The following is a 26825-nucleotide window of genomic DNA, read 5'->3' as shown; positions in this document are numbered from 1 at the left end:
AAAGGGGTTATTTACCTCACAATTTGGTGACTCCCGCGTGAATGGCGCGGGTTTCTTGTTGCTGAAAGGAGATGCGCGTGGATGAGGTCGTAACACAGGTGGGTGCCTTTGCCCCGCTTATCATGAATGCCGTAAAGGCTCTGATTGTTCTGATCCTGGGTTGGATCGCGGCTGGTGCGATCGGAGGCATGGTGCGTCGCCGGATCAATGCGACCCCACAGATCGACCCAACGCTGGGCAATTTTATGGCCAGCTTGGTCAAATGGGCCATCCTAGCGATGGTTCTGGTCGCCGTTCTGGGAATTTTTGGTATCCAAGCGACCAGTATCGTCGCCATTCTGGGTGCCGCATCGTTGGCAATCGGACTGGCATTGCAGGGCACGTTGAGCGATCTGGCAGCCGGTGTGATGCTGGTGGTGTTCCGTCCTTACAAACTGGGTCAATATGTGGACATCGGCGGAACGGCCGGAACGGTCAAAGACTTGAACCTGTTCACCACAGAACTGGTGACACCGGATAATGTGCAGATCATCGTGCCTAATGGGCAAAGCTGGGGCTCGGTCATCATCAATTACTCCGCACACGATACCCGGCGTGTCGATCTGGTGTTTGGCATAGATTACGGCGACAACGCGGATGAGGCGATGAAGATCATTCTGGACATTGCCAAAGCGGATCAGCGTATTCACGATGATCCCGAACCATGGGTACGTGTTACCAATCTTGGCGATAGCTCGGTCGACTTGACCGCTCGGCTGTGGTGCGCAGCGGCGGACTACTGGGACGTAAAGTTTGAAGTCACAAAAGCGGTGAAAGAGGCGTTTGATGCCAAGGGCGTTTCAATCCCGTACCCTCATTCTGTGGAAATCCACAAAGAGGCGTAAGGGCTCCCGCCTGTCGATCGGACATTGAAATGCCCTCCTCCGGTTGGGCCCGGCGCCGCGCTGGCTGCGCGGCGCGGTATCGTGTGTGGGACGGTTGTATCAAGGGCCAACCGCGCCGCACCGCAGGTGCGGTGCTTTGCCTAACGCTGTAAACGCCCTTGTCAAAGGGCGCTTTCAGAGGCGGGAGGGCTTCAGGATTTGATAACCACGTTGGGCGAGACGACGTCGATGCCCAATGCCTTACCCACGGCGTAATACGTCAGCTGCCCGGCATGCACGTTCAAACCGGCCAGCAAATGCGCATCGTCCTGACAAGCCTGTTTCCACCCTTTGTCAGCCAGCGCCAGCATGAACGGCATCGTCGCGTTCCCCAGTGCGATGGTCGAGGTGCGCGCAACCGCGCCCGGCATGTTGGCCACGCAGTAGTGCATGATGCCGTCCACGTTATAGATCGGGTCCGCATGCGTTGTGGCTTTCGAGGTCTCAAAACATCCCCCCTGGTCGATGGCAACATCCACCAGTACCGCGCCGGGTTTCATTGTCGACAATTGCGCGCGGCTGATCAGTTTGGGTGCGGCTGCTCCGGGGATCAGAACCGCACCGATGACCATGTCGGCATCTTCGATCAATTCGGACGTCGCACCAGCGGTCGAATACCGGTTTTTGAATTGACGCCCGAAGACATCGTCAAGATAGCGCAGGCGTGGCAGTGAACGGTCAAGCACGGTAACATCCGCACCCATGCCAGCGGCAACTTGCGCCGCATGGGTGCCAACAACGCCGCCCCCGATCACAACCACTTTTGCGGGGCCGACACCGGGTACTCCGCCCATCAGAACGCCGCGACCACCATTGGCTTTTTGCAGAGTCCACGACCCGACCTGAGGGGCCAGCCGACCTGCGACCTCGGACATCGGTGCAAGCAGGGGCAGGCCGCCGCTAGCATCCGTCACAGTTTCATAGGCGATGGCTGTGCAACCCGATTCCAGCAGATCATGCGTCTGATCCGGGTCTGGCGCCAGATGCAGATAGGTGAACAAGAGCTGACCTTCGCGGAGCATCTTGCGCTCAACCGCTTGTGGTTCTTTTACCTTCACGATCATGTCTGCGGTGGCGAATACCTCTTCAGCCGTGTCGACAATTCGCGCACCGGCGGCGGCATAGTCGCCATCGTCAAATCCGGCACCGATCCCGGCATTTGTCTCGATCAGAACCTCATGGCCGCGCGCAACAGCCTCTTGCGCGGCGTTCGGAGTCATTCCAACGCGGAATTCCTGGGGTTTGATTTCCTTGGGGCAACCGATTTTCATTGCGCTCCTCCCTTCACAACTTGGCCGGATATTCGGCAATTTCAGGCGCAATTTCTGTGAAACTTTGCCCGCATACAGGCTTTTTTTCAGGAAAATCTCCGCTAGTCTAAAGAAAACTTGCAAAGGAATTGCGTCTATGATCCTGGATGCGACAGATAAAAAGATTCTTGCGGCTCTTCAGCGCGATGGTCGCATGTCGAATGCCGAACTGTCCGAGCAGGTAAACTTGTCGCCCTCTGCCTGCCATCGGCGGGTTCAACGGCTGGAGGCTGACGGCTACATCCGAAACTACGTCGCGCTGCTGGATGCACGCAAGATGAACGTCCCGACAACGGTATTTGTCGAGATTACGCTACAAGGGCAGGCCGAGGAACTTTTGGACGCGTTCGAAAAAGCAGTCGCCCGAATACCGGATGTGCTTGAATGCCATCTTATGGCTGGAACGGCGGACTATATCCTGAAGATTGTCGCCGAGGATACCGAGGATTTTGCACGTATCCACCGGCAATACCTGTCGCGGCTACCGGGGGTCGCCCAGATGCAAAGTTCGTTTGCCTTGCGGACAGTTTTCAAGACCACGGCCCTTCCTGTGTAGGTTCAAGCTGCGCCGGGGCAAAGCCAGATGATAATCTTCAGCCCGTAGTGTATGAGGGCTGGCCGGAACAAGGTCAGTCCCGGCTCGTTTCCAACTTCAGCAAGGGTCATTTGCGGCTTGAATGTGGGTTTTGGCGAACCCGTTTAGGGCGCACAAACGCCAACCTGTTGGCAATGCGTCAATTCTAGCGCTTGCATCCCTTGGCGTGACGGCCCAAATTTATTACAAGACGAATTCCGGTTTTGCATCACCTTGACCCCTAGGCCACGTACGGTTTCTCATGGGGATGGCTTTCATCAAGTCTTCTGGTGACATCAGGCGGTTACACGTGTGGTGTACGGTCCCGATCCGACAAACGATAAGGAAAAGATCTTGGTTTACGAACGCAATGATGGCCCCAAAGACTGGCTTGAAGCCGAGTTGGAAGACACGCTTGACGAAGATTTTGAGATCGAATTCAGCGAACCCATGCTCTCGATGGAAATCCGCAAGATCTACAGGGACCAGCACCCGGACATGCTGGACCGCAAAGTCTATTTCCGCAATCTGCTGCGCTTGCAGGCCGAGCTGATCAAAGTGCAGGACTGGGTGCAGCATACCGGAGCCAAGGTTTGCATCCTGTTCGAAGGTCGTGACAGTGCCGGCAAGGGTGGCGTGATCAAGCGCATCACCCAGCGCCTGAACCCGCGTGTCGCGCGTGTTGTCGCCTTGCCCGCGCCCAGTCGCCGGGAACAGAGCCAGTGGTATTTCCAGCGTTACGTCCCGCATCTGCCAGCGGCCGGAGAAATCGTTTTGTTTGATCGGTCGTGGTACAACCGTGCCGGGGTTGAACGTGTGATGGGGTTTGCCTCTGATGACCAGGTTGAACAGTTCTTTCAGGACGTCCCCGAATTCGAGCGGATGCTGGTGCGGTCAGGGATCATCTTGCTGAAATACTGGTTCTCGATCTCGGACGAAGAACAGCAACTGCGCTTTCTCATGCGCATTCACGACCCGATGAAACAGTGGAAGCTCTCGCCGATGGACCTTGAATCGCGAATCCGTTGGGAGGCGTACACAAAGGCCAAGGAAGACATGTTGTTCCGCACTAACATCCCCGAAGCACCTTGGTACATCGTTGAAGGCAACGACAAAAAGCGCGAGCGTCTGAACTGTATCGAGCATCTGTTGACCAAGATCCCCTACACGGACGTGCCGCAGGAAAAGGTCAACCTTCCGGATCGGAAATACAATCCTGAATATGAACGCCGCATCCTGCCAGATGAGCTGCATGTGCCCAAGATCTATTGACCAACGAATACGCCCCCGAAATCGGGGGCGTTTTCAATTTGAAACGTTGGCAGATTCAGAACATGAAATGTTCCATTGTCAGGTCTGCAATCCGTGTATCTTCCAGTATGAGCGAGTTTCCTGTCCCATCGTCGATGATCACGTCGTCGCGTGATTCTGAGATATGGTTGTTCATCAAGTCGCTGAACCCGGTAATCTTGGCATTCAGGCTTAAGTCGATATAGTCCTCATCGGTAAAATCCGTCACGGTGTCCGGTCCGGTGGTAAACACAAACCTATCCGAGCCTGCGCCGCCGGTCATTGTGTCGACCCCGTGCGCTCCGATCAGGACATCGTTGCCGTCGCCGCCGATCAGTGTGTCGCGTCCAGATCCGCCCCACAATAAGTCGTTGCCGGCACCGCCTTCCAAACGGTCGGCACCCATGCCTGATAGCAGCCAGTCATTGCCAGCAGCGCCCTTCAACAGGTCGGAGCCTTGTCCGCCAAGAAGGACATCTTTCCCGCCATTGCCGCTCAACGTGTCATCGCCGGTTCCGCCTGTTAGCGTGTCGTTGCCATTTCCACCTTCAAGGATGTCGTTACCGCCACCGCCGTCCAATGCGCCGGCCTGACCGGATTTAAGAGTGAACCAGTTGTCCGAGTCATCCCCGACCGTTCCTGCGTTCACAGCTTGCTGGCCCGGGTCAGACGGATCAGGAACAGGATCAGGAACAGGGGTGGGTGCAGGCGTCGGGTTACCGCCCGAATTGCCGTTGTCCAAATCAATTTGCCCCGAGGTACGGGCAAAGTTCTGCGTTACAATGATCGCATCCCAACCCTCGAATTTACCAACCTCGATGCCAATGCCGACCACGGTGACATTGGGATCAAGGATGTTTGCCCTGTGGCCCGGGCTGTTCATCAGGTTGTTGTGCAGGTTTTCAACGTCGTCCGATAGTCCGGGTGCTCCACGGACGCTTTGCCACGCGATGTTTTCGGTCGCGCGCCAACTGCCGGAAAAGTCAAACCCGGCTGCATCCATGCGCTGCGACGGGCTTGAGCCGCCCTGGCCATTATGACTGAACGTGTCGGTGTTCAGCATCCATTGGCTGTGGTCTTCTGCAGCCTCATTCAAATTCAATTCAAGCCGGACAGGGGGAAGTCCGGCTTTCGCGCGCTCTGCATTGATCAATGCGAGCATCTGCCGTTCTAGTTCGCTTGCGGTTGACATGATTCTGCCTCCAATGAATTGCGTTATTTTGCAGCGACATTAATGGCGAGAATTTGGCGGGATACAGACGCAATCTGGGCCTCTGGCCTGGTCGGCGAATTGCCACCGCCTCATTTGTCTTGTATGTGCAAAAAACTGCGCATGCACATTGGCAATGCGTTTGAGGGACGCCGTTGCGACACCCTGCGGGCCTATGAGGCTGTCAGTCAAAATCCATCAAAAGGCCGAGGTCGAGCTGCATAAGGCGTGAAGGAATTTCGATTGCGCCACGGGTTGGGCCGGTATGTTTACGGGTGACGATGATCGGCGTCCAAGCCTTGCGATCATCGGCAGGGTCACCAAGCAGACCTTCTAGGTTGAGCAGGTTCGCCCTTGGGCGATTCAGCGGACTACGACCGGTTTCTGAAACGACAAACCCCCGGGCAGGGCCGCGGGGGTCGTCAAATAGTGTCATCCAAAGCTGGACGAGACGGGTCTTAGAGCAGACCTTCGCGCTGGGCTTTCTTGCGTGCCAGTTTACGGGCACGGCGGATCGCTTCAGCTTTCTCGCGCGCTTTTTTCTCGGACGGCTTCTCGAAATGTTGCTTGAGCTTCATTTCACGGAACACGCCTTCGCGCTGCAGCTTTTTCTTCAGGGCACGAAGCGCCTGGTCGACATTATTGTCGCGAACACTAACCTGCATGTGGTTGTCACCACCTTTCTAGATAGAGTTGCAAGGAAATTGCAGGAATTGGCCGTATAGCAAAGCCGGCCTATCTTGTCTAGTACTGGCCCCGAGAACCGGAGAACCCCATGACTGTCACCTATGAAGATGCCAAGCAACAGCTTTTGGACGCGATGTTGATGCACGTCCCCTTTGATGGCTGGTCCGAAACCAGCTTTCGTGCCGCGGTTGTCGATTGTGATCTGGATCAGGGTCTGGCGCGGGCGATTTGTCCCCGTGGAGCGGTTGATCTGGCGCTGGCCTTCCATGCCCGTGGCGATGCCGCGATGGTGGAACGTCTCAAGGCCACCGATCTGAGGGAACTGAAATTCCGTGACCGCGTAGCCGCAGCCGTACGCTTTCGGCTTGAGGCTGTTCCCGACAAAGAGCTGGTTCGTCGCGGGATAACGCTTTTTTCGCTGCCAAGCCATGCGGCCGATGGAGCGAAGGCGCTTTGGCAAACCTGCGACCTGATCTGGGACACGCTGGGCGATACGTCGGATGATGTGAACTGGTACACCAAACGTGCCACCCTGTCGGGGGTCTATTCTTCGACCCTGCTGTTTTGGCTGGGCGATGATTCTCCCGATCATCAAAAGACGTGGGAGTTTCTGGACCGTCGCATCGACAATGTGATGCAGATCGAAAAGCTCAAGGCGCAGGTAAATGGCAATCCGCTGCTCAAACCCCTCCTTGCGGTACCGAACTGGTTTGCCAGTCAGGTAAAGCCGCCAATCAGGATGAGGGCTGATCTGCCCGGAGTTTTGAACACGCGAAAGTAACTGTCTGGGCCTTCTGTTATTACCCTGATAGGCATTGGGCAAAGGAGATTTGCCCATGACCCAGACAATGCGCGCTGTTGAGATCACCAAGCCCGGAGGACCGGAGGTTCTGCAAGTGACCGACCGTCCCGTACCCGAGCCAAAAAACGGTCAGGTGATCCTCAAGATCGCTTATGCCGGCGTGAACCGTCCGGATGCGTTGCAGCGCGCAGGAGCTTATGATCCACCCCCGGGGGCGAGCGATCTGCCCGGGCTTGAGGCTTCGGGAGAGGTGGTCGCCATAGGCCCCGGCGTTGAAGGTCTTTTTTTAGGTGACCAGGTTTGTGCTTTGTTGCCGGGCGGCGGCTACGCCGAATACGTGGCCACGCCTGCCGCGCATTGTCTGCCGGTGCCCGCAGGGATGGGCATGAAAGAGGCCGCGTGCCTGCCCGAGACATTCTTTACCGTCTGGTCCAACGTATTTACCCGAGGTGGGCTAAAGGCTGGGGAGCGGTTTCTGGTCCATGGTGGCTCAAGCGGGATTGGCACCACGGCAATTCAACTGGCCCATTCCTTTGGCGCCCGCGTTTTCGCGACTGCCGGGTCGGATGAGAAATGCGAGGCCTGCGTCAGATTTGGTGCCGAGCGCGCTATCAATTACCGGGATGAGGACTTCGTAGCGGTTATGCGGGCTGAAGGGGGTGCAAACCTGATCCTTGATATGGTGGGCGGTGACTATATCCCGCGCAACGTAAAAACTCTGGCCGACGACGGTCGGCTTGTTCAGATTGCCTTTCTGCAAGGTCCAAACGTCGAGTTGAACTTTGCGATGATGATGGTCAAGCGCCTGACCCTGACCGGCAGCACCCTGCGTCCGCAAAGTGATTTGGCCAAGGCAAAAATCGCTCGGGACTTACATGAGGCGGTCTGGCCGTTGCTTGAGGCGGGGAAAGTCGCCCCCGTCATGGACAGTCAATTCGATCTGGAAAATGCCTCGGCCGCCCATGCGCGGATGGAGAGTTCGGATCATATTGGCAAGATAGTTCTTAAAGTCTCAGGTTGACGGAGTGCGCGGGCTGGTACCGCGCCATTTCCTCAAGTCACAGCGCGTCGGTACAGGTGCCAGGTTGCATGGCCAAGTACCGGCATGACCACGATCAGCCCAAGCAGCATCGGAATTGCACCGGCAATTAACATGACAGCAACGACAAGACCCCAGGCCAGAATGACTTTGGGGTTATGCCGAAGGACACGGACCGAGGTCACAACCGCCACCGGAAGCCCGACTTTGCGATCCAGCAAAAGCGGAAAGCTGACGACACTGATCGCCAGCGCGACCAGGGCAAACAGAAACCCTACCGCGTTGCCAAAGATGATCATCGTCCAGCCCGCAGCGGTGGTAAACACCTGCGTAACGAATGCACCGAAGGACGTTGGCAAATCCGGGCCCAGCGTATGGACATAGATGCTCTGCGCGACCATGAGCCAGACCAGCAGCCACATGACCAGATAAAAGCCCAATAACAGAATTGCACCGAATGAGGGTGAGCGGAAGACACCGAAGGCGTCCAGCCAATGCACATCGCCCCCTTGTTCTCGTTTGCGGCTGATTTCATACAATCCCACCGCCGCAATGGGGCCAATCAAAGCAAAGCCCATTATCAGCGGTGCAAGCAGTGGTACCATGTTCTTGTTCAACCCAAAGCCGAACATGAGCAGTCCTGCAATTGGGTAGATCAGAACGATGAATATGGCATCTGCCCGCGTTTCGAGAAAGTCTTTGTACCCTGCCCGCAGGCAATCCTTCAGGTCTTGCATTGTCAGCGTTTGCACCACCGGCAATTGCCGCGTATCCGCGCTGCCGATATGATTTACACTGTCCGCAATATGATCGCTGGTCGCGCTGATGTTCTTGGCGGCCCAGCTGATCGGATTTCCAATCGTTTTCGCCATCGATATCCCCTCCCTTAGCGTATCAGCGCAGCAGAGTGAATCCGGCTCGGGTTGCCCTTGGCCGGACCAGCCGGCAACGCCCGATAGTGAGTATATCACATTTTTTCGCCTTTTGGTTGCTTGATACGAAACAGAGCCGATTGCCCTGATTCTCAGGCGTGTTAGCTTGGCCGCAGGCAACAGGAGGTCAGCATGCATCAAACGGCAAGAACCGTCGTCATTCACGAACATGGCGGCCCGGAAGTATTAAGGATCGAAGACCGGCCGCTGGGCGAACCCGGCCCCGGAGAAGTTCGTATCCGCCACCATGCTTGCGGGTTGAACTTTATTGATGTCTATCAGCGCTCCGGACTTTATCCTCTGGATCTGCCGCATGCCTTGGGCATGGAAGCCGCAGGCGTGATCGAAGCCGTGGGCGAAGGCGTGACCCACCTGGAACCCGGCCAGCGGGCGGCATATGCAGCGGCCCCTGCCGGTGCCTATTGCGAGGCACGGGTGATGCCTGCGGCGCAGGTGTGCCCTTTGCCAGACGAGATTGCCTTTGACGCGGCGGCGGCAATGATGCTCAAGGGAATGACGGTTGAATACCTGTTCCATCGCACCACTCCGCTGAAACGCGGTGACACTGTTTTGTTTCACGCAGCCGCCGGTGGCGTTGGGCTGATCGCTTGCCAATGGGCGAAATCGGAAGGCATCACCCTGATTGGCACCGCCGGAACAGACGAAAAATGCAGCCTGGCGCAATTCAACGGCGCTGCCCACTGTATCAATTACCGGACCGAAAACTTTGCTGAACGAGTGGCCGAACTCACCGGCGGTAAAGGCGTGGACGTGGTGATGGATTCAATCGGGGCGGACACCTTCAGCGGCTCGCTGGACTGCCTCAAGCCCCTAGGGATGATGATATCGTTTGGCAATGCCTCGGGACCGGTGCCGCTGATCGATCTGGGGATATTGGCTAAGAAAGGATCGCTCAAGATCACGCGTCCGACTCTTTTTACGCATATCGCTGATCACGCAGTCTGTCAGGCTATGGCGCGGCGGCTATTCGGCAAGGTCGAGGGCGGAGAGGTGAAAATCCACATCGACCAGCGCTTTACGCTGGAACACGTGGCAGACGCCCACCGCGCGCTTAAGGCGCGCCAGACCACCGGCAGCACGGTTTTGGAGCTTTGACTAAAGACCCGGCCAGCAAAGGCCAGGCCGGGTTTCAACTGCTTTTCAGATCAGAACCGATAGGAGGCGCGGACTTGAACCGTGGTCGCATCCACGTCGATACCTGTTGAATCAAAGTCGTTGAATTCGTGGTACAGGATTTCACCCCCGATGCTGAAATTCGGGACGACGATCTGTTCGTACCCTGCGCCGATGAACCAGCCGTCATCGCTGCCCAGGTTATCGGTTCCGGCCCTGGCATAACCGCCGACACCATACAAAAGACCTTGTGGGGTCACGTTGTACCCCGCGCGGGCCTTGATGCGCCATACGTCCTCGACCTCGACGCCCGGCGTCAACTCGATGCCAGTCCAGTCATAGTCCAGCCCACCACCGACGACCCAGTCACCCAGATCGACATCGTAACCCAGAAAAATACCACCGATAAAACCGTCACCGTTTCCGTCGGAAATATTCGTGTCAATATCGGCGTAACCGATCTGTGCGCCGCCGTAAAACCCGGTCCAGTCGCCCGAGGCTTGTGCCATCGCCGACCCTGCAACGACGGTTGCGACTGCGGAAGCGAAGAGAAGTCTACTTTTCATGTCGGAGCCTTTCGTGCTGAGAATTGAATTTTGGGAAGTGAAGTTGGTTCTTGCGTATTCGTGCCTGAGGTTCGACCTTTGGTCGGGTTTCAGATCACCTTGAGATCCGGTGCCTGACAGCACGCCTTTGGCCCGAAATATTTTGGCAGTGGCGCGCATCACATACACATACGCGGTGATGTAAGACGGCGTGGTGTTGTTTTCAAACGGGGTTGGGCATGAATTGTGATTTTAGCCAATTTACGCGAACGCATAAGCAAATTGCTGCTAAGGCCGCATCAGTAGGAATCGGGTCAAAATTCTTCTGTTTGACTAAGGTTTCTGCGCGCGCTCAGCTGACGGCACGTCGCGTGCAATGGGACAATAACGAAGAAAAACAGTCTTACGGTAGCGCATTTCAGGATCGGAATGATCGGGTATGCTCGCTACCGCATTGATGGGCGTCTTTGGTATCAAGTTTTTTGCGCAATGCGTTGGGTTGCGGTGTTCACCAAAAAAGAAAAGGCGGCGAGGTGACTCGCCGCCGAATACTTTTCAAACTCAGCAAAATTACTGCTGCAGTTCTGCTGGCTCTTTGTCAGCGATGGTTTCCCAGTTGACGCTGGCTTTTTCGATGAAGCCCGGGATGTCGCCTTCCCAACGTTCCTGGATGTCCTGGGACAGGTTCAGGTACAGTTTGTTGTCAACGATTTTCCAGTAAGTGGGGTCACCGTCGAACTTGAAGCCCATTGCCGCGCCGAATGCGCAGTAGCCGCCATATGCAGGCAGGTAAGCTTCCGGGTTAGCTTCGAACGCTGCTTTGTTTTCTTCGCTTGCAAAACGGTACAGAGCGTCGTTGTGCAGTGCGGAGATGCGGTAGTCACCCTTGGTCGGTGCGCCTTCGGTGAAATAGGCAACCGGGTCATAGCCCTGCATTGCAAGACCGGTCGAGCTTGCGTTCAGTTCAACGCCTGCAGCCATGGCCGAGCTTGCGATTGCGACGGACAAGGCAACCCCGCCCAGGATGGATTTGAACTTGTTCATTTGTTTCACCTTTCGTGAACTTCGGCACCGTTTGCCGCCGCAATTGCGGCTGGTGCCTCTTTGGATTTTTCATGTGCGGTCAGCAATTGTCCGGCACCCAGCCTACTTGGGCCGTGCGCTCTTCACGTTCAAAGCAATCAATTGTGATTGTGTGGTAACAAAGATTGAGTTGTTCAATTATGCACAGAGTCAGCTTGCCGATCGGGTCTGAAACCCAGCACAAACGCGACCACTTTTTCTGCGGGCATCTCGCAGGGGCGCAACAGGGCACCGCTGGTGCGTGTCAAATATAGGTTCAGGCTAATGTAATCGTTGCCGCCCAGCTCGTGCGCAACCAGCTTTTGGGATTTGCCTCCGGCCAGTTCCGAACGGCTTACGACATAGCGCTTGCCATGGCTTTGGCCGGTAGACGACCCCGTGGGAATAGCGAAAAAGGCACTCAGAAAGGTTTCCAAGGCGTTCAAGACTGACCGATCTTTGGTTCTGTGCCGGCCTTGATCCGCACCAGGTTGGCCCTGTGGCGCCAAAACACAAGTACGGTCAGCACGATGCTCAATGCAAGGGTTGAGCCATCCGTCAGAAACAGAACCCATATGGCAGACATCGCAGCGGCCACCAACGCACCCAGCGAGGAAATCCGCCATATTGCAGCCGCAACCAGCCACGTCAGGCAGCAGGCCACCCCAACTCGCCAGTCGAGTGCCAGCCACAGGCCCAGAAAGGTTGCCACGCCCTTGCCGCCCTTGAACCCCAGCCAAACCGGAAAGCAATGACCCAGAAACGCGGCCAGTGCCGCGATCTGCGCGGCGTCTTCCTGCGCAATCGCACGGGCCAGCAAGACCGCGATCGCGCCTTTGGCGGCATCGAAAAGCAATGTCAGCGCAGCAGCGGGTTTGCTCCCAGTGCGCAGTACATTGGTTGCACCGATATTGCCGGACCCAATGCTGCGCAAATTGCCCAGCCCCATGACCCGTGCGATAATCATGCCAAACGGGATTGAACCCATCAGATAGCCGAGCACTGCCCAGAGGATCAACTGGGTCATCGAACTGTCAAATGATGGCATCAAGCTCTCCGGTACACTTCTTGTCCTGCCACGTAGGTTGCGGTGACCTTACCCTGCATCCTTTGGCCGTCAAACGGTGTGTTCTGCGATTTCGATTTTAGCGAGAAACGGTCCAGTACAAACGGCACGTCCGGGTCGAACAGTACCAGATCAGCAGGTGCGCCTTGTGACAACCGACCACTCTCCAGACCCAACCGTTTCGCTGGATTCAAGGCCATGGCCCGGAACAGGGTGGGTAGATCGAGGTACCCCGCATGGTAGAGCCGCAGCATCGCGGGCAGTAACGTTTCAAGCGCCACCGCGCCCGAGGCAGCCTCTTCAAACGGTAGGCGTTTGCTCTCTTCGTCCTGTGGTGTGTGCATGGAGCTGATCGTGTCGATCAGGCCGGACCGCACAGCCTCAATCACGGCGAGCCGGTCGTCTTCGGACCGCAGCGGCGGCTTGACCTTGAAGAAGGTTCGATAGTCGGCCACGTCCAGCTCATTCAGGGTAAGGTGGTGAACTGAAGTCCCGGCAGTGATGTCCAGCCCGTTTCGCTTGGCGCGCTCCAGCGCGGGCAAGGCGCGGGCGGTGGTGATCTGATCGGCGTGGTACTTGGCGCCTGTCATCTCAAGCAAAGCAATGTCACGATCCAGGCCCATACGCTCGGCCATGGGCGAAACAGCGGGCAAACCGCGCAGGGTTGCGAACTTGCCACTGGTTACGGCCGCGCCGCTGCTGAGTGTTGGCTCCTGCGGATGGGCGATGACCAGCGCGCCGCAGGATCGCGCATAGGTCAGGGCGCGGGAAAACACTTTGGTATTGGTGACCACGTGGTCGCAATCGGTAAAGGCAACCGCTCCGGCGTCTTGCAGAAAGCCGATTTCGGTCATCTCGCGCCCGTCACGGCCCTTGGTCAACGCCGCCATCGGCAGCACGTTGACTGGGGAATCTGACTGCGCGCGTCGCGTGACAAATTCCAGGTTTTCAGGGGTGTCGATAGACGGAGTGGTATCCGGGCGGGTAACGATCGTAGTGACACCTCCGGCAGCCGCTGCCAGACCCGCGGTTTTATAGCTTTCCTTGTGCCTCTCACCGGGCTCACACACTTTGACGCCGATATCGACGATGCCGGGGGCAAGGCATTTCCCACCGCAATCAATGGCCTTCGCCTCGGTGGTCGGGGCATTGCCTTCACCCCGCGCGGTGATCCGGCCATTGGTCACCCGCAGCCAACCGGGGCTGTCCGTGCCGGTTTCTGGATCGATCAGGCGCGCGTTGGTGAAGATCAGGTTGGTCATGCCATGGCCCTTTCGATGGCGGCTTTGGTGGCGGCGGGATTGGCCTGATACTTGATCAGATATTTGTCGCCGCTTTTTGTGACGATCTGGACAAAGCTTCCCATGGTGTTGACGGCCTCAATCTGGGTCAGCGCCACTTTGCGCGGGCCGGGGCCGGTGAGGGCGGTGTCAGTCATCTCCCACGTGGCGACCAGTTCTTCGGAGGCCAGATACCATGCGCGCAGGCCGATGGCCGCAAGGCCCGCGGGCGCGCCGGTCCACGGATAGGGATTGCCGATCAGCCAAAGTACGATCATCGCGCCGGCCATGGCAACGGCGGCCAACCATGCGTTCGTGCGGATGTAGGCACCCCTGTTGGGGGCAAAGGTCACAGGATCAGCCATAGGGCACCTCCGACTGCCAATAGAACTACAAGCGCCACAATGGCTGAGCCGACGCGGCGGGGCTTGTTGTCTTGCTGCGCGGTTTGAGGGGCAGAAAACGGCTTGGCGCTTTCGGTCTCAATAGGGCCGCCGGTCCAGTTGGTCGCCTCTTCGGTGTAGAACCCGATCAGGCGCAAGCGTTTGTCCGGGGCCAGAGTGGCCGCACGCCCGCCGAACGCAGCGCTTCGAACCACCATCACCCAGCCTTCAATTGCCTCAAGCTTTTCGTGATCCAGCTGGTCAGCAGCCACACCGCAGCCGTCGTTCAGATAGCCATAAAGCCCAAGGTCTTCGAGGTCCGAGACCGGAAAAACGTCGATCTGATCTGGATCCAGTCCCTCAACGCCCAAGACCTGATCAGCCGCGCCAGGTTCGCGCAGGAACTTCGCCTCTTCAGGGCGCATATCCAGTGAGAAAACGCGGATCACACCGCGTTCATGGGGGGCAATGGTCAGCTTGCTCATGCCGCCTCACGCAGGTTGCGGGCCAGCAATTCCATCGCGGCCATGCGGACGGCGACACCCATTTCGACCTGGTCTTGGATAACGGATCGGTTGATGTCGTCGGCCAGCGTGCCATCAATCTCAACCCCGCGGTTCATCGGACCGGGATGCATGACAATGGCGTCGGGCTTGGCCAGCGCCAGCTTGGCGGCGTCCAAACCATAGCGATGGTAGTATTCGCGCTCTGACGGGATAAAGCCGCCATCCATACGCTCTTTCTGAAGGCGCAGCATCATGACCACATCGACGTCTTTTAGACCTTCGTTCATATCGTCATAAACCTCAGCCCCGAAATCGGCGAAATGGCCGGGGACCAGCGTTGGCGGGCCGATCAGGCGAATGCGGTTTTCCATCTTGCCCAGCAGGATCAGGTTCGAGCGCGCCACGCGGGAATGTGCAACATCGCCGCAAATGGCGATGTTCAGACGGTGCAGACGACCCTTGGCGCGACGAATGGTCAACGCATCCAACAGCGCCTGCGTCGGATGTTCATGTTTGCCATCGCCTGCGTTCAGAACCGCGCAATTCACTTTCTGCGCCAGTAGATCGACGGCACCTGAATGCGGATGGCGCACCACCAGCAGATCGGGATGCATCGCGTTCAGCGTCATTGCCGTGTCGATCAACGTCTCGCCTTTTTTGATCGAGCTGGCCTGCATCGCCATATTCATTACATCTGCGCCCAACCGCTTGCCCGCCAGTTCGAAACTGGCCTGCGTGCGGGTCGAGTTTTCAAAGAACATGTTGACCTGGGTCAGCCCCGACAACACATCAGATCGTTTTGTCGATTGCCGGTTCAGGTCGACATATGTCTCGGCCAGATCAAGGATGGCGGTAATATCGGATTGCGACAGATGCTCGATGCCAAGAAGGTGACGATGGGCGAAACGCATGGGCGGGCTCCTGTCCGACAATCGAACCGCTTATAAGAAGCTGCGCAGGCCGAGGCAACCTACGGTTCGGCTCCTTCCGGCAGTTTCTCGCATCCGCCATCGGGCAGGCATTGCTCGCCGGGTTTGCACCATTTGGCATAGCCGCAGTCGATGGCGTTCATCGGGACACAACCTTGATGTTCGGAACACTTAAACCCCGGGCGACATTGCGAGCCCGTTTCTTCGCATACAAACCATCCGGGGCGCGAGCATCCGCCCCCCGGCAAGCACGAAGAGCCATCACCACAGACCAAACCATCGTCGCACACTTTGCGAAGGCCGTCGGTCGTTGCGTTCGGGTCACCTCCGGGTGTTGTGGGTTCACATTCGCCACGTGCATTGCAAAACGTACCCCCCGGACAATCCACGCGCGAGGTACATTTGTTTGGCCTGGCTGGCGCGCAGCGCGTGCCGCCCGCGACGCAGCGTTCAAACGGGCCGCAGCTTCGCCCACCGCCGCAATAGGTTCCGCCCAACGGTATGCAGTGGCCGTCAAAGCTGCATCTTTGCGCGCCTGAACAGCAGCGAAAACCGCATTTGGTTTGCCCGGGCCTGCATTGACCGTCCCGGTCAAAGAGCTGCGCAAATGCTGGGCCGCCGAGCGTGGTCAGCAGCGCAAAAACAAAAAGGAATCGGAACAGCACAATCATGAATGTCTTGATGGTCGGTGCGATGAACGGCCCGATCAAGGCCTATTCGCTTTCCCTCGGACAAAAGCTGGTTAGATTGAGGGCTATGGAATCGGCTATGGACTATCACACGGCGCGGGCGCTGCTGGACTGGCAGATCGAATTGGGCGCGACGGAGGCGATCGGTGATGCACCGGTTGACCGATACGCGCTGCCTGACACAACGCCCAAGGTCAAAAAAGCCACTGTAGCCCAATCCGCACCGGAAAAGCCCAAGCATGTGGACCCGGTTGCAGTTGCGAAAGCGGCGGCGCAAAGCTCTGGGTCGCTTGATCAGCTGCGCGCGGCGATGGACGGTTTTGAGCATTGTGAGCTGAAACGCGGCGCGCGGCAATTGGTCTTTGCTGACGGCACACCCGGCGCGCGGGTCATGATCATCGGCGAAGCACCGGGCCGCGAAGAAGACCGCGAGGGCAAGCCATTTGTCGGACGCGCGGGGCAATTGCTGGACCGGATGCTGGCAGCGATTGATCTGGATCGTGAACAGAACGTCTATATCACCAATGTCCTGCCGTGGCGGCCGCCTCAGAACCGCGACCCCAAGCCGGAAGAGATCGGGATGATGAAACCCTTCCTCGAACGGCATGTCGCATTGGCCAAACCCGAAGTTCTGGTGATCATGGGCAATATCAGCTGTCAGGCGGTCTTGGGCAAACGTGGCATCACCCGGCTGCGCGGACAATGGGAACAGGCGCTGAGCTTGCCGGTCATCCCGATGTTCCACCCCGCCTACTTGCTGCGCCAACCTCAGATGAAGCGCCACGCCTGGGCGGATCTGCTGGAGTTACAAGTCTGGTTGGGGGGCAAGTGATGCGTGTCCTGGCTTTTTCGGACCTGCACATGGCCCGCTCGCGCGCGGCTGAGATCGTCGCAGCAAGCGCCGAGGCCGACCTTGTGATCGGGGCCGGCGATTTTTGCAATATGCGGCAGGGGCTGGATCAGGCGATGGCGATGTTGTCCGAAATCACAGCACCTTTCGTCATGGTGCCCGGCAATGCAGAAAGCGTGCAGGACCTGACCGAGGCTGCACCCGAGGGCGGCCATGTACTGCACGGCACCGGTATGACGCTGGATGGTCTGCGGCTGTTTGGTCTGGGGTATGGCGTACCCGTTACACCTTTTGGTGACTGGTCCTGTGATTTGACCGAGGCCGAAGCCGCTGAGCTGCTGGAGCGTTGTGAAGCTGCGGATATCCTGATTTCGCATTCTCCGCCAAAAGGGTATGGCGATGTTACATCCATGGGTGATGCGGTGGGATCAGTGGCCGTGCGGGATGCGGTGGAACGGTTGCAGCCACAATACGCGTATTGCGGACATATCCACGACAGTTGGGGCTATCGCGGAACTTTGGGCCGTACTCAGGTCGCCAATCTGGGGCCAACGGTAAACTGGTTTGAGGTCTCCATATGATTGAGACTGTCACGCTGCTGGCGTTCATCCCGGCTGCTCTGGCGCTGAACTTTACCCCCGGCGCGGATATGATGTTTTGTTTGGGTCAGGGGCTGCGGTCTGGCGCCAAACCAGCTCTGGTGGCTAGTGCCGGAATCTCTATTGGCCTAATGGTGCACGTGCTGTTGGCCGGGCTCGGGCTGGGAGCCGTGGTCTCCAGCATGCCGTGGCTGTTCGACGTAATCCGTTGGGTGGGCGTGGCGTATCTGCTGTACCTTGCGTGGGGCGTGATCCAGCACGGGGCGATCACCGCCGAAACACCTGCAAAACCGACGCGTTACGCGTTTCGCGATGGAATGGTGGTGAACCTAACCAACCCCAAGGTCATCCTTTTTGTGCTGGCATTTATCCCGCAATTCGTGAACCCCGCCAACGGCCCGATCCTGCCGCAATTTCTGATATTCGGCGTGATCATCGCGCTGGGAGGTTTCGTGGTGAATGGGATGGTTGGCATTTTTGCCGGTGGCGCGGGGAGGGTTCTGATCTCGAACCCGCGCGCCTCACGTATCATGGGCTGGACAACCGGGGGTATCTTCACAGCCCTCGCCGTCCGGCTTGCCATAATGGAAAGGGCCTGACGCCACATGTCGCGCATTGACGAGAGTATTGAATTCATCCCGGTCCGGATCGCCGTTCTGACGGTCTCGGACACACGCTCGCAGGACGAAGATCGTTCTGGCCAAACACTGGTCGACCAGATCGAACGCGCGGGCCATTTGGTGGCGGATCGCAAGATCATCCGGGATGAGCGCGCCGAAATTGCGGCACAGCTGCGGCTGTGGGTCGGTGATCCCGATATCGACGTTGTGATCTCGACTGGCGGCACAGGGCTGACCGGCCGAGATGTGACAGTTGAGGCGCATCGGGACGTCTATGAAAAAGAAATCGAGGCGTTCAGCACGGTTTTCACCATTGTGTCCATGGAAAAGATCGGCACATCGGCCGTTCAATCGCGCGCGACCGGCGGCGTGGCACAGGGCACCTATCTGTTCGCGTTACCTGGCAGCCCCGGGGCCTGCAAAGACGCATGGGACGGAATTTTGGAAAAACAGTTCGATTATCGCCACCGACCCTGCAATTTCGTGGAAATAATGCCCCGATTGGACGAACATCTTCGACGGAAGTAGACTGGACGCGCGTATAACTGGTTGAAACCGCTTTGTGGCTTGGCATTTTCCTTTGTCCGGCTACCTTTTTCAGATGGCAGCCTGATGCGACCGGGGTAAGTGATTGATGCGATTCTTGAGGCAAAGCCTTTTTGGTGTCTTTCTGGCGTTTCTGACGCTGGCACTGTTGTTTGTCGCGGTTCAACTCATCGCCAGCGCGGTGCAAGAGGCTTTGAACAGGGATAGTGCCCCACCCGAGGCGCGTGAACGTACCTTCGCCGTCAGCGTGCAGCGTGCAGAATTTCAGACAGTTACACCTTACCTCGAAGCCTTTGGCGAGGTGCAAAGCCGTCGCCGGTTGGAACTGCGCGCAGCGCTTGGCGGTCGGGTCATCGCACTGGCGGACGATTTCGAGGATGGTGGCGTCGTTCAAGCCGGAGAGGTCTTGGTGGAACTTGACCCGGCGGATGCACAATCAGCGCTGGATCGGGCCAAGTCCGATCTGTTGGATGCGCAGTTCGAAGAGCGTGACGCGGAACGCTCGCTGCTCTTGGCGCAGGATGAGCTGAACTCGGCCACCGCGCAGGCGGAATTGCGCGGGCGTGCCTTGCAGCGTCAGAAAGATCTGCAAGGCCGGGGCGTCGGAACACCTGCCGCCGTGGAAGAGGCGGAACTGGCCGAGGCTGCCGCCCAGCAATCTGTTCTGGCCCGCCGCATTGCCCTGGCGCAGGCCGAGTCCCGGGTTGACCAGGCCGCCACTTTATTGTCTCGCGCCCGTATCGCGCTTGAAGCCGCTGAACGTGATCTGGACGACATGACGGTCCGCGCGGGGTTCGACGGGACATTGACCGATGTTTCATTGGTCGAAGGGCGGCTGGTATCAGCCAATGAAAAACTGGCGGAATTAGTAGATCCCAACGCGTTGGAGGTCGCTTTCCGTGTCTCGACAGCACAATATGTGCGCTTGTTGGACGCAGGCGGCAAGTTGATCGACGCTCCGGTAACTGTTTCGCTTGAGGTGACGGGAACTGATCTGACGGCCACGGGGCGTATCAGCCGTGACAGCGGCTCGGCCGGGGAAGGGCAGACAGGCCGTCTGATTTACGCGCGGCTGGATGATGCGCCGGGCTTCAAACCGGGTGATTTCGTGACGGTCACTGTCGAAGAGCAGCCATTGGACAACGTGGTGCGTCTGCCATCATCGGTTCTGGACTCGGCCGGCACCGTGTTGGTGCTTGGCGCGGATGACCGGCTTGAGGTTCTGCCGGTGCAACTGATCCGCCGTCAAGGCGACGAGGTCCTGCTGCGAGGGGACGGGCTGGAGGGGCGCGAGGTTGTGGTTGGCAGGACGCCCTTGTTGGGCGGCGGGGTCCGGGTGCGGCCATTGCGGGTTGAGGCCAATGCCGACCCTGACATGGTGGAGCTGTCCGAGGAGCTGCGCGCGCAACTGGTGGCGCAGGTTGAGGCAAGCGACCAGATGCCCAATGACATGAAGGCACGCGTTTTGGGACAGTTGAACGAGGTCAAAGTTCCCGCCGCTTTGGTGCGTAGCATCGAGACACGGGCCGGGGGGTAAGCGCCATGATGCGCAAAATCCCCGGCGCGGCGGGTGGAATTCTCAGCTACTTCACCCGGCATCGCACGGTGGCCAACCTTCTTCTGCTGCTAATGCTGGTTCTAGGCGCGGCGGCGATCCCCGCGATGCGCGCGCAATTCTTCCCCGACGTGATACTTGAGCGCGTGGATGTTCGGGTCTCGTGGGAGGGAGCGGGACCAGAAGATGTGGATAGCGGCATCGTTCAGCTTCTGGAGCCGGAGTTGCTTGCAGTAGAAGGCGTGACCGACACGACCTCAACCTCGCGCGAGGGGTCTGCCCACATAAGGCTGGAGTTCGAGCCTAACTGGGACATGTCGCGGGCGGTGGACGAAGTCAGAACTGCTGTCGACGGTGTCACTAACCTGCCGGAAGATGCCGAAGAACCAACGATCCGACGCGGTGCGTGGCGTGATCGGGTTACCGATGTGGTTGTAACTGGCCCCGTCGATCCGGATCAACTGGCCAAGTTCACCGATGAATTGATCAATCGCCTGTTTGCGGCCGGCGTAACCCGCACCACGATCCGGGGTCTCGCCGCGCCGCGCGTGGTGGTCGAGGTGCCAACGGCACAGTTGATCGCAAATGACATCACCCTGTCCGAAATTGCCCAGGCCATCGCAGCCGAGGCGATCACCAACCCGGCCGGAGACGTCACAGGAGCTAATGCCCGCATCCGTACCGGTACAGAAAAGCGCAGTCCGGAAGAGATCGAAAGCATCGCGCTGCGTAACTATGCCGATGGATCGAAACTTTATGTTGGCGATGTAGCTGAGATCAGGGTTGAGGGCGTCAACCGCAACCGCAGCTACTTTGTGGGTGAAAACCCGGCCATGTCGGTGCGCGTGGACCGCTCGAACCTGGGTGACGCGATCAAGGTGCAGCACACGGTTGAGGATGTGGTCGCTGAAATGCAGGCGAGTCTGCCCCAAGGCGTCACGGCCGAGCTGATCCGAACACGCGCCCAAGCCATCACCGACCGTCTGGATATTCTGGTTGACAATGGGTTGGTGGGTTTAGGCCTTGTGGTTTGCTTGCTGTTTCTGTTCCTGAACGCGCGTATCGCGTTCTGGGTTGCGGCGGGTATTCCTGTGGCGATGTCAGCCGCCATTGCGTTCATGTATATCGGTGGGCTGTCGATCAACATGATCTCGCTGTTTGGGCTGATCATCACGCTGGGTATCGTGGTGGATGACGCCATCGTTGTGGGTGAACATGCTGATTTCCGTGCCCGGCGGCTGGGCGAAGCGCCAGTCGTCGCCGCTGAACGGGCAGCGCAGCGCATGGCAATGCCGGTCTTCGCCGCTACGCTGACCACCGTGATCGCGTTTTTCGGGTTGACCGCAATTGGCGGCCGGTTCGGAGAGTTGATCTATGACATCCCGTTCACTGTTATCGCGGTGCTGATCGCCTCATTGATCGAATGCTTCCTGATCCTGCCCAACCACATGGCTCATGCGATTACGCACTCTGCTAAGGAACACTGGTACGACTTGCCCAATCGCGTAGTCAATCGCGGGTTCCGTTGGGTGCGGGATACGCTGTTTCGCCCGTTGATCGCTTGGGTGGTCCGGGCGCGATATGTGGTTGTCGCGATCATGGTAGTGATACTGTCCAGCCAGATTGCATTGTTTATCAAAGGCGACGTGAACTGGCGCTTTTTCAATGCACCCGAACAGGGATCAGTGACGGGGAACTTCATCATGGTCGAAGGCGCGACCCGTGATGACACGCTTGCCATGATGCGTCAGCTGCAGGTGGCGGTCGAAGAAATGGGCCAAATTTATGAAGAGCGTCACGGCCGCAATCCAATCGAATATGTTCTGGCCGAGGTCGGGGGTACCGCTGGTCGTGGTCTGTCTGCCGCCGATGGTAAGGATGCCGACCTGCTGGGCGGAATCTCGGTTGAGTTGATCGACGCCGATCTGCGCCCTTATTCCAGTTTTGAGTTTGTGGCTGATCTGCGGGATTACGTGCCCCGCCACCCGAAGGTCGAACTGCTCAGTTTCCGAGGCTGGCGGTCTGGTCCCGGTGGGGATGCGATCGACGTGCAATTCTCTGGTGCCGATCTGGACGCGCTGAAACAGGCATCTGAGGATTTGCAGGCGGAGTTATCAAAATACCCCGAAGTTTCTGCGCTTGAAGACAACCTCGCTTATGACAAGGAAGAGTTCATTCTGGACCTGACTGCGAAAGGTGAGGCGCTGGGCTTCCGGATCGAAACGCTGGGCCGCGTGCTGCGGGATCGGCTCAACGGTATCGAGGCGGCGACATTCCCTGATGGTCCGCGCAGTGCCGAGATACGTGTCGAACTACCAGAAAACGAACTGACCGCTGATTTCCTTGAGCGCACACTGATGCGCACACCAGACGGTGTTTATGTGCCCTTGGCCGACATCGTATCGGTCGAACGGAAAGCGGGATTTTCAAGCATCCGGCGCGAAAACGGGCTGCGGGTTTTGACAGTGAACGGAGACATTGCAGAGGATGATCCGGCCCGCGCTGCTGAGATTGAGCGTGCTATGGGCGAAGAGATATTGCCCAAGATCGCATCCGAGCGGCAAGTCGAATGGCAGATGTCAGGCCTGAGCGAGCAGGAGAATGAATTCCTGTCCGAGGCGCGCACAGGGCTGATCCTGTGTCTGACAGGTATCTACCTTGTGCTGGCCTGGGTTTTTGCCAGCTGGACACGGCCCGTCGTGGTCATGGCGATCATTCCTTTTGGGTTGGTGGGCGCGATCTGGGGGCATTACATCTGGGATGTGCCGCTCAGCATGTTCACCGTGATCGGCTTGCTGGGGATGACCGGGATCATCATCAACGACTCGATCGTGCTGGTAACAACAATTGACGGCTACCAGCAGGAGCGCGGGCTGGTGCCTTCGATTGTCGAGGGCACGGCAGACCGTTTGCGCCCGGTGATGCTGACGACACTCACTACGGTTCTGGGGCTGACGCCGTTGCTATACGAAAGCTCCACACAGGCGCAGTTTCTCAAACCCACGGTGATCACGCTGGTCTATGGGTTGGGCTTCGGAATGTTGCTGGTACTGTTGCTGGTCCCGGCGCTGCTGGCCATTCTGAACGACCTGTCGCGCCCGATGACGGCGATGCGTCGTGCGCTGCGGGCGCCGGATCGGGTGGTGCAGGGCGCGGTGGCGGCTACGGCGCTTGCGCTATTGGTCTGGTTCGGGGTGACTATGATCTGGCCTGCGATAGCTGGTACGCCGTTCGGCCTGCTTTCGGAGTTATATGGAGGGGCCGAGAGTGTCGTGGCCCTGCAAATGGGGCTGGGTGCTTTCGTTGCCGGGGCGGTCCTGATCCTGTTGGTCAGCTTCCTGCTGTCCTCACTGATTTATGTGCGGCTACGGGGGCGAGAGGCTTAAGACCAACGCAGTGCAGTCTCCAATAGGTCGATAACCCGGTTGCTCATTTGCAGATCGCCTTGCCTGATCCGTTCAATTGGGAACCAGCGGGCGTCCTGCGCGTCATCTCCGGCCAAGGGGGTGCCAGATCGATATTGGCAGGCGACCCCCACCAGCAAGTAATGTGTTTGGACGCTGCCCTGATCGTCGTGGCGCAATAAGTCCAGGTTATCGAGATAGTGCAGTGGCTCGGCGACGACCGAGGTTTCCTCATGCAATTCCCGCTGCGCGGCCCGCATGACTGTCTCACCCCATTCGACGTGACCGCCGGGAAAACCCCAAAGCCCTGCATCAGGTTGCTTGCTGCGTTGCACAAGTAGGACCCGGTCATTGTGCACCACGACGGCAAGCGCGCCGATCTTCGGAGTTTTCTGCATGCTTCAGCCTGCGCTGCATCCTTGAATGTCGACCGCGTGATTGGCACCCAGAACCGTGATCCGAATGTCAGATCGGTCCAAGGCAAAAGATCCGCCCGAGGCGCTGATCACTTCGGATGTGGCTACCAGCGTGTCGCCTTGGCGGGTTGTCTCGGGCTGCGAGGCCCACAATGTCGGATCGCCCGGTTCGATCACCGCAATCTCACGGCCACCGGCCGAGGGCATTGTGACGCGGGCTTCGATTTGCATGCCGTCCGACGTGGGGGTCAGGTGACAACTGGCGGCAGACACGCGTGCCTCTTTCGCCGAGAAGGGGCGCTGCGCCAGCGCAGCGGCGATTGCCGGGTTGCGCGCGGCGTTGGCGTCCAGCATGTGGTCGAAATCCAACCTTTCGGGAATGCAGACATCCTTGCAGACGCCCAAATCCATGTCCCCGCGCAGCCGCACAGGTTTAGCTGGGTTGCGGGGGGTGATCTCAACTGGAAGCACCAGTTGATCGGCGTAGCCAATGGACTGTAGCCCGTTTTGAACAAACACCTCGGGTGCCGGCCAGGTGATCGATACGTCACCCACATTCTGTGAACTCCGCCAGTCAAACTGCGGTGGGATACCCGCATCGCCAGGCGCGCGCCAATAGGTTTTCCACCCATCCTGCAACGTCAACCTGAGCGCGCCAAGGTAGGTGCCACTGGCTGTGCGCCCGCCATCCAGAATATCCAGTTGCACAACGTCATTCACCCGCTGCGCTTGCGCAGGGGCGTTCAGCATGACACAGGCGGTCAGCGCGACTGCAGTCGACTTAAGTAAACGCTTCATATGGTATACATGCGCGGTCTGTGCCGCGAATCCAAGTCACGTTCCGGTCACTTGGATGAAATCTGGCGAAATGTGGCTTGATCCCTTGCCAATCCCCATATGCCGGGGCCATTGTTGAATGAGGACGAAGCGAGAGTCAAAATTCAATGGACCTGACTGGAAAACTGTTGATTGCGATGCCTGGTATGGGGGATCCGCGCTTCGATCACTCGGTTGTTTTCATTTGCAGCCATGGTGATGACGGGGCAATGGGGCTGATCGTCAATAAGCCATCGGATTTGCGGATCAAAACCCTATTGAGCCAGCTGAATATCGCTTGCCGCATCCCTGTCGTGGGTGAACGTCTGGTGCATTTCGGCGGGCCGGTCGAGATGTCGCGCGGCTTTGTCCTGCACAGCGCTGATTATGAGGCCAATCTGCATTCGATGCAGATTTCAGATGATTTCAGCATGACGGCAACGCTGGACATACTCGAAGATCTGGCCTCGGGGCGGGGGCCTTTGAATTCGACGCTGGCGCTGGGCTATTCCGGTTGGGGGCCCGGCCAGTTGGAGGAAGAGATCGCAATGAACGGCTGGCTGACCACTGAAGCGACCTCGAAACTGGTGTTCGACGTGCCCGATGATAGCAAGTGGGAGGCCGCGTTGGCCACGCTGGGTGTAGACCCGCTGACCCTGTCGGCCAGCGCCGGGCGCGCCTGATCACGTGTCGCGTGGCGCTGCGGCACGACGCAAACGGTCGTTGATGGCCACGCCCAGACCTTGGTCAGGAATCGGTGAAACGGCGATTGGGCGGCCTGTCGCGTTCAGCGTGTGCAGGGCCGAGAACAAATTGGCTGCGGCTTCGTCCAGATCACTTACTTCCGACAGGTTCAGATCGCACGGGACCGGGCCAAAGCCCAGCAAAACCTCGTCACCGTGCGGATTTTCAGCGTTCAGGCGCACCGGAGCGTCCGGGGCATAGTGCGATTGAAGTTGGCCCGGAGCGGTCAGCAGATCTCCGGCCTGATGCAGGTGCAACCGCAAACCCAACACGGATTCGATGTCTTCCAGTGCCACACCGCCGGGACGCAGAAGACTGGGCTCTCCGGCCAGCCCCACGATGGTGGATTCCACGCCAACACCACACGGGCCGTCGTCCAGAATGGCGGCGATGCGACCCCCCAGACCCGCACGCACGTGATCCGCTGTTGTCGGGCTGATCTGACCCGAGGGGTTGGCCGAGGGTGCCGCGACCGGGCCACCGAAGGCAGTCAGCAGTGCCCGTGCGGTGCCGTGTGCCGGTACGCGAACCGCAAGCGTATCCAGCCCGGCTGTCACCAGTGAAGAAATCCGGTGCCCCTTTTTCAACGGCAGAACCATGGTCAGGGGACCGGGCCAGAAAGCTGCGGCCAGTGTCTCGGCCATATCGGACCATTGCACGAAACGGCGTGCCGCCTCGGCAGATGACACATGCGCTATTAAGGGGTTAAAACTGGGCCGCCCTTTTGCTGCGTAGATGCTGGCAACGGCCCTGCCGTTGCATGCGTCCCCGCCCAGCCCATAAACCGTTTCGGTGGCAAAGGCGACCAACAGGCCTTGACGCAGCAGGTCCGCCGCCTGCGCGATTCCGTCGGGATCGGCGGACAAGTCCAAAGTGCCGTTAGGGATCATATCTGGTGACGCCGCGTTTTGATT

General features: G+C 58.4%; 29 protein-coding genes. 13 read left to right on the top strand and 16 right to left on the bottom strand.

The window, feature by feature from the left end; all coding sequences use genetic code 11:
- Positions 1-122: 122 nt before the first annotated feature.
- On the top strand, positions 123-884 hold the full coding sequence (locus tag ACXAET_RS11365; protein WP_475187194.1) for a mechanosensitive ion channel family protein: 762 nt from the start codon (positions 123-125) through the stop codon (positions 882-884).
- Positions 885-1075: 191 nt separating this feature from the next.
- Here the strand turns inward: ACXAET_RS11365 and ald are convergent, their stop codons facing one another.
- Complete coding sequence (gene ald, locus ACXAET_RS11360; protein ID WP_475184845.1) at positions 1076-2194, bottom strand: alanine dehydrogenase; 1119 nt, start codon at positions 2192-2194, stop codon at positions 1076-1078.
- A 136-nt stretch (positions 2195-2330) separates the two neighbouring features.
- Here ald and ACXAET_RS11355 point away from each other — a divergent pair, with 136 nt between their 5' ends.
- Together ACXAET_RS11355 and ppk2 are read left to right on the top strand one after the other, a co-directional pair.
- Positions 2331-2789, top strand: a complete 459-nt coding sequence (locus tag ACXAET_RS11355) for an Lrp/AsnC family transcriptional regulator (RefSeq protein WP_475184844.1) — start codon at positions 2331-2333, stop codon at positions 2787-2789.
- 372 nt (positions 2790-3161) lie between these two features.
- A complete protein-coding gene (ppk2, locus tag ACXAET_RS11350; protein ID WP_475184842.1) occupies positions 3162-4079 on the top strand; it encodes a polyphosphate kinase 2 in 918 nt (305 codons plus the stop codon).
- 55 nt (positions 4080-4134) lie between these two features.
- Here ppk2 and ACXAET_RS11345 read toward each other — a convergent pair whose 3' ends face one another.
- The 3 genes from ACXAET_RS11345 to rpsU form a co-directional block, all read right to left on the bottom strand.
- Complete coding sequence (locus ACXAET_RS11345; RefSeq protein ID WP_475184840.1) at positions 4135-5289, bottom strand: CAP domain-containing protein; 1155 nt, start codon at positions 5287-5289, stop codon at positions 4135-4137.
- Between the two features lie 202 nt (positions 5290-5491).
- Complete coding sequence (locus tag ACXAET_RS11340; protein ID WP_475184838.1) at positions 5492-5743, bottom strand: hypothetical protein; 252 nt, start codon at positions 5741-5743, stop codon at positions 5492-5494.
- Between the two features lie 22 nt (positions 5744-5765).
- Entirely contained in the window at positions 5766-5972 is a 207-nt protein-coding gene (gene rpsU, locus ACXAET_RS11335) for a 30S ribosomal protein S21 (RefSeq protein WP_005614280.1), read from the bottom strand.
- 110 nt (positions 5973-6082) lie between these two features.
- On the opposite strand from rpsU, the gene ACXAET_RS11330 reads away from it, so the two are divergent.
- Positions 6083-6775 (top strand): COQ9 family protein, encoded by a 693-nt coding sequence (locus ACXAET_RS11330; protein ID WP_475184835.1) that lies wholly within the window; start codon positions 6083-6085, stop codon positions 6773-6775.
- A 55-nt stretch (positions 6776-6830) separates the two neighbouring features.
- Positions 6831-7817 (top strand): NAD(P)H-quinone oxidoreductase, encoded by a 987-nt coding sequence (locus tag ACXAET_RS11325; RefSeq protein ID WP_475184834.1) that lies wholly within the window; start codon positions 6831-6833, stop codon positions 7815-7817.
- 32 nt (positions 7818-7849) lie between these two features.
- Here ACXAET_RS11325 and ACXAET_RS11320 read toward each other — a convergent pair whose 3' ends face one another.
- A complete protein-coding gene (locus tag ACXAET_RS11320) occupies positions 7850-8707 on the bottom strand; it encodes a DUF2189 domain-containing protein (protein WP_475184833.1) in 858 nt (285 codons plus the stop codon).
- 192 nt (positions 8708-8899) lie between these two features.
- Here ACXAET_RS11320 and ACXAET_RS11315 point away from each other — a divergent pair, with 192 nt between their 5' ends.
- Positions 8900-9883, top strand: a complete 984-nt coding sequence (locus tag ACXAET_RS11315; RefSeq protein ID WP_475184832.1) for a quinone oxidoreductase family protein — start codon at positions 8900-8902, stop codon at positions 9881-9883.
- Positions 9884-9933: 50 nt separating this feature from the next.
- On the opposite strand, the gene ACXAET_RS11310 is transcribed toward ACXAET_RS11315, so the two are convergent.
- From ACXAET_RS11310 to ACXAET_RS11275, 8 genes are all read right to left on the bottom strand, one after another.
- Positions 9934-10467 carry an outer membrane protein gene (locus ACXAET_RS11310; protein WP_475184829.1) on the bottom strand — a complete coding sequence of 178 codons (534 nt, stop codon included), beginning with the start codon at positions 10465-10467 and terminating at the stop codon, positions 9934-9936.
- Positions 10468-11016: 549 nt separating this feature from the next.
- Positions 11017-11490, bottom strand: a complete 474-nt coding sequence (locus ACXAET_RS11305; protein WP_475184827.1) for a YHS domain-containing (seleno)protein — start codon at positions 11488-11490, stop codon at positions 11017-11019.
- A gap of 173 nt (positions 11491-11663) precedes the next feature.
- Positions 11664-11954: a hypothetical protein gene (locus ACXAET_RS11300; protein WP_475184823.1), complete on the bottom strand. Its 291-nt coding sequence runs from the start codon at positions 11952-11954 to the stop codon at positions 11664-11666.
- The gene (plsY, locus tag ACXAET_RS11295; RefSeq protein ID WP_475184820.1) at positions 11951-12556 is read right to left on the bottom strand and encodes a glycerol-3-phosphate 1-O-acyltransferase PlsY; all 606 of its coding nucleotides are present in this window, start codon (positions 12554-12556) and stop codon (positions 11951-11953) included. The genes ACXAET_RS11300 and plsY overlap by 4 nt, the downstream gene beginning before the upstream one ends.
- The gene (gene pyrC / locus ACXAET_RS11290) at positions 12556-13836 is read right to left on the bottom strand and encodes a dihydroorotase (protein ID WP_475184817.1); all 1281 of its coding nucleotides are present in this window, start codon (positions 13834-13836) and stop codon (positions 12556-12558) included. Before pyrC ends, plsY begins: the two co-directional genes overlap by 1 nt.
- Positions 13833-14219 (bottom strand): hypothetical protein, encoded by a 387-nt coding sequence (locus ACXAET_RS11285; protein ID WP_475184812.1) that lies wholly within the window; start codon positions 14217-14219, stop codon positions 13833-13835. The genes pyrC and ACXAET_RS11285 overlap by 4 nt, the downstream gene beginning before the upstream one ends.
- A complete protein-coding gene (locus ACXAET_RS11280) occupies positions 14204-14722 on the bottom strand; it encodes a hypothetical protein (RefSeq protein WP_475184809.1) in 519 nt (172 codons plus the stop codon). The genes ACXAET_RS11285 and ACXAET_RS11280 overlap by 16 nt, the downstream gene beginning before the upstream one ends.
- The gene (locus ACXAET_RS11275; protein WP_475184807.1) at positions 14719-15654 is read right to left on the bottom strand and encodes an aspartate carbamoyltransferase catalytic subunit; all 936 of its coding nucleotides are present in this window, start codon (positions 15652-15654) and stop codon (positions 14719-14721) included. Before ACXAET_RS11275 ends, ACXAET_RS11280 begins: the two co-directional genes overlap by 4 nt.
- Before the next feature lie 774 nt (positions 15655-16428).
- On the opposite strand from ACXAET_RS11275, the gene ACXAET_RS11270 reads away from it, so the two are divergent.
- The 6 genes from ACXAET_RS11270 to ACXAET_RS11245 all read left to right on the top strand — a co-directional run bounded on the left by ACXAET_RS11270 (position 16429) and on the right by ACXAET_RS11245 (position 23917).
- Positions 16429-17193 carry a uracil-DNA glycosylase gene (locus ACXAET_RS11270; RefSeq protein ID WP_475187192.1) on the top strand — a complete coding sequence of 255 codons (765 nt, stop codon included), beginning with the start codon at positions 16429-16431 and terminating at the stop codon, positions 17191-17193.
- On the top strand, positions 17193-17792 hold the full coding sequence (locus ACXAET_RS11265) for a metallophosphoesterase family protein (protein WP_475184804.1): 600 nt from the start codon (positions 17193-17195) through the stop codon (positions 17790-17792). Before ACXAET_RS11270 ends, ACXAET_RS11265 begins: the two co-directional genes overlap by 1 nt.
- Positions 17789-18409: a LysE family translocator gene (locus ACXAET_RS11260; RefSeq protein WP_475184801.1), complete on the top strand. Its 621-nt coding sequence runs from the start codon at positions 17789-17791 to the stop codon at positions 18407-18409. Before ACXAET_RS11265 ends, ACXAET_RS11260 begins: the two co-directional genes overlap by 4 nt.
- 6 nt (positions 18410-18415) lie before the next feature.
- A complete protein-coding gene (moaB, locus tag ACXAET_RS11255) occupies positions 18416-18958 on the top strand; it encodes a molybdenum cofactor biosynthesis protein B (RefSeq protein ID WP_475184800.1) in 543 nt (180 codons plus the stop codon).
- Between the two features lie 106 nt (positions 18959-19064).
- Positions 19065-20513, top strand: coding sequence for an efflux RND transporter periplasmic adaptor subunit (locus ACXAET_RS11250; RefSeq protein WP_475184798.1), 1449 nt, complete (start codon positions 19065-19067; stop codon positions 20511-20513).
- A 5-nt stretch (positions 20514-20518) separates the two neighbouring features.
- Positions 20519-23917, top strand: coding sequence for an efflux RND transporter permease subunit (locus ACXAET_RS11245; protein ID WP_475184796.1), 3399 nt, complete (start codon positions 20519-20521; stop codon positions 23915-23917).
- Here ACXAET_RS11245 and ACXAET_RS11240 read toward each other — a convergent pair.
- Both ACXAET_RS11240 and ACXAET_RS11235 read right to left on the bottom strand, forming a co-directional pair.
- Positions 23914-24333, bottom strand: coding sequence for an NUDIX hydrolase (locus tag ACXAET_RS11240; RefSeq protein ID WP_475184794.1), 420 nt, complete (start codon positions 24331-24333; stop codon positions 23914-23916). The genes ACXAET_RS11245 and ACXAET_RS11240 overlap by 4 nt on opposite strands.
- 3 nt (positions 24334-24336) lie before the next feature.
- Complete coding sequence (locus ACXAET_RS11235; protein ID WP_475184790.1) at positions 24337-25149, bottom strand: protein-disulfide reductase DsbD domain-containing protein; 813 nt, start codon at positions 25147-25149, stop codon at positions 24337-24339.
- Positions 25150-25295: 146 nt separating this feature from the next.
- Here ACXAET_RS11235 and ACXAET_RS11230 point away from each other — a divergent pair, with 146 nt between their 5' ends.
- Positions 25296-25850: a YqgE/AlgH family protein gene (locus ACXAET_RS11230; RefSeq protein WP_475184785.1), complete on the top strand. Its 555-nt coding sequence runs from the start codon at positions 25296-25298 to the stop codon at positions 25848-25850.
- On the opposite strand, the gene ACXAET_RS11225 is transcribed toward ACXAET_RS11230, so the two are convergent.
- On the bottom strand, positions 25851-26801 hold the full coding sequence (locus ACXAET_RS11225) for an L-threonylcarbamoyladenylate synthase (RefSeq protein ID WP_475184780.1): 951 nt from the start codon (positions 26799-26801) through the stop codon (positions 25851-25853).
- Positions 26802-26825: the final 24 nt, after the last annotated feature.

This window comes from Ruegeria sp. AWH4_226, assembly GCF_056159225.1.
The sequence above is the reverse complement of the archived record's forward strand: the minus strand, read 5'-3'. Positions and strand labels throughout refer to the sequence as shown.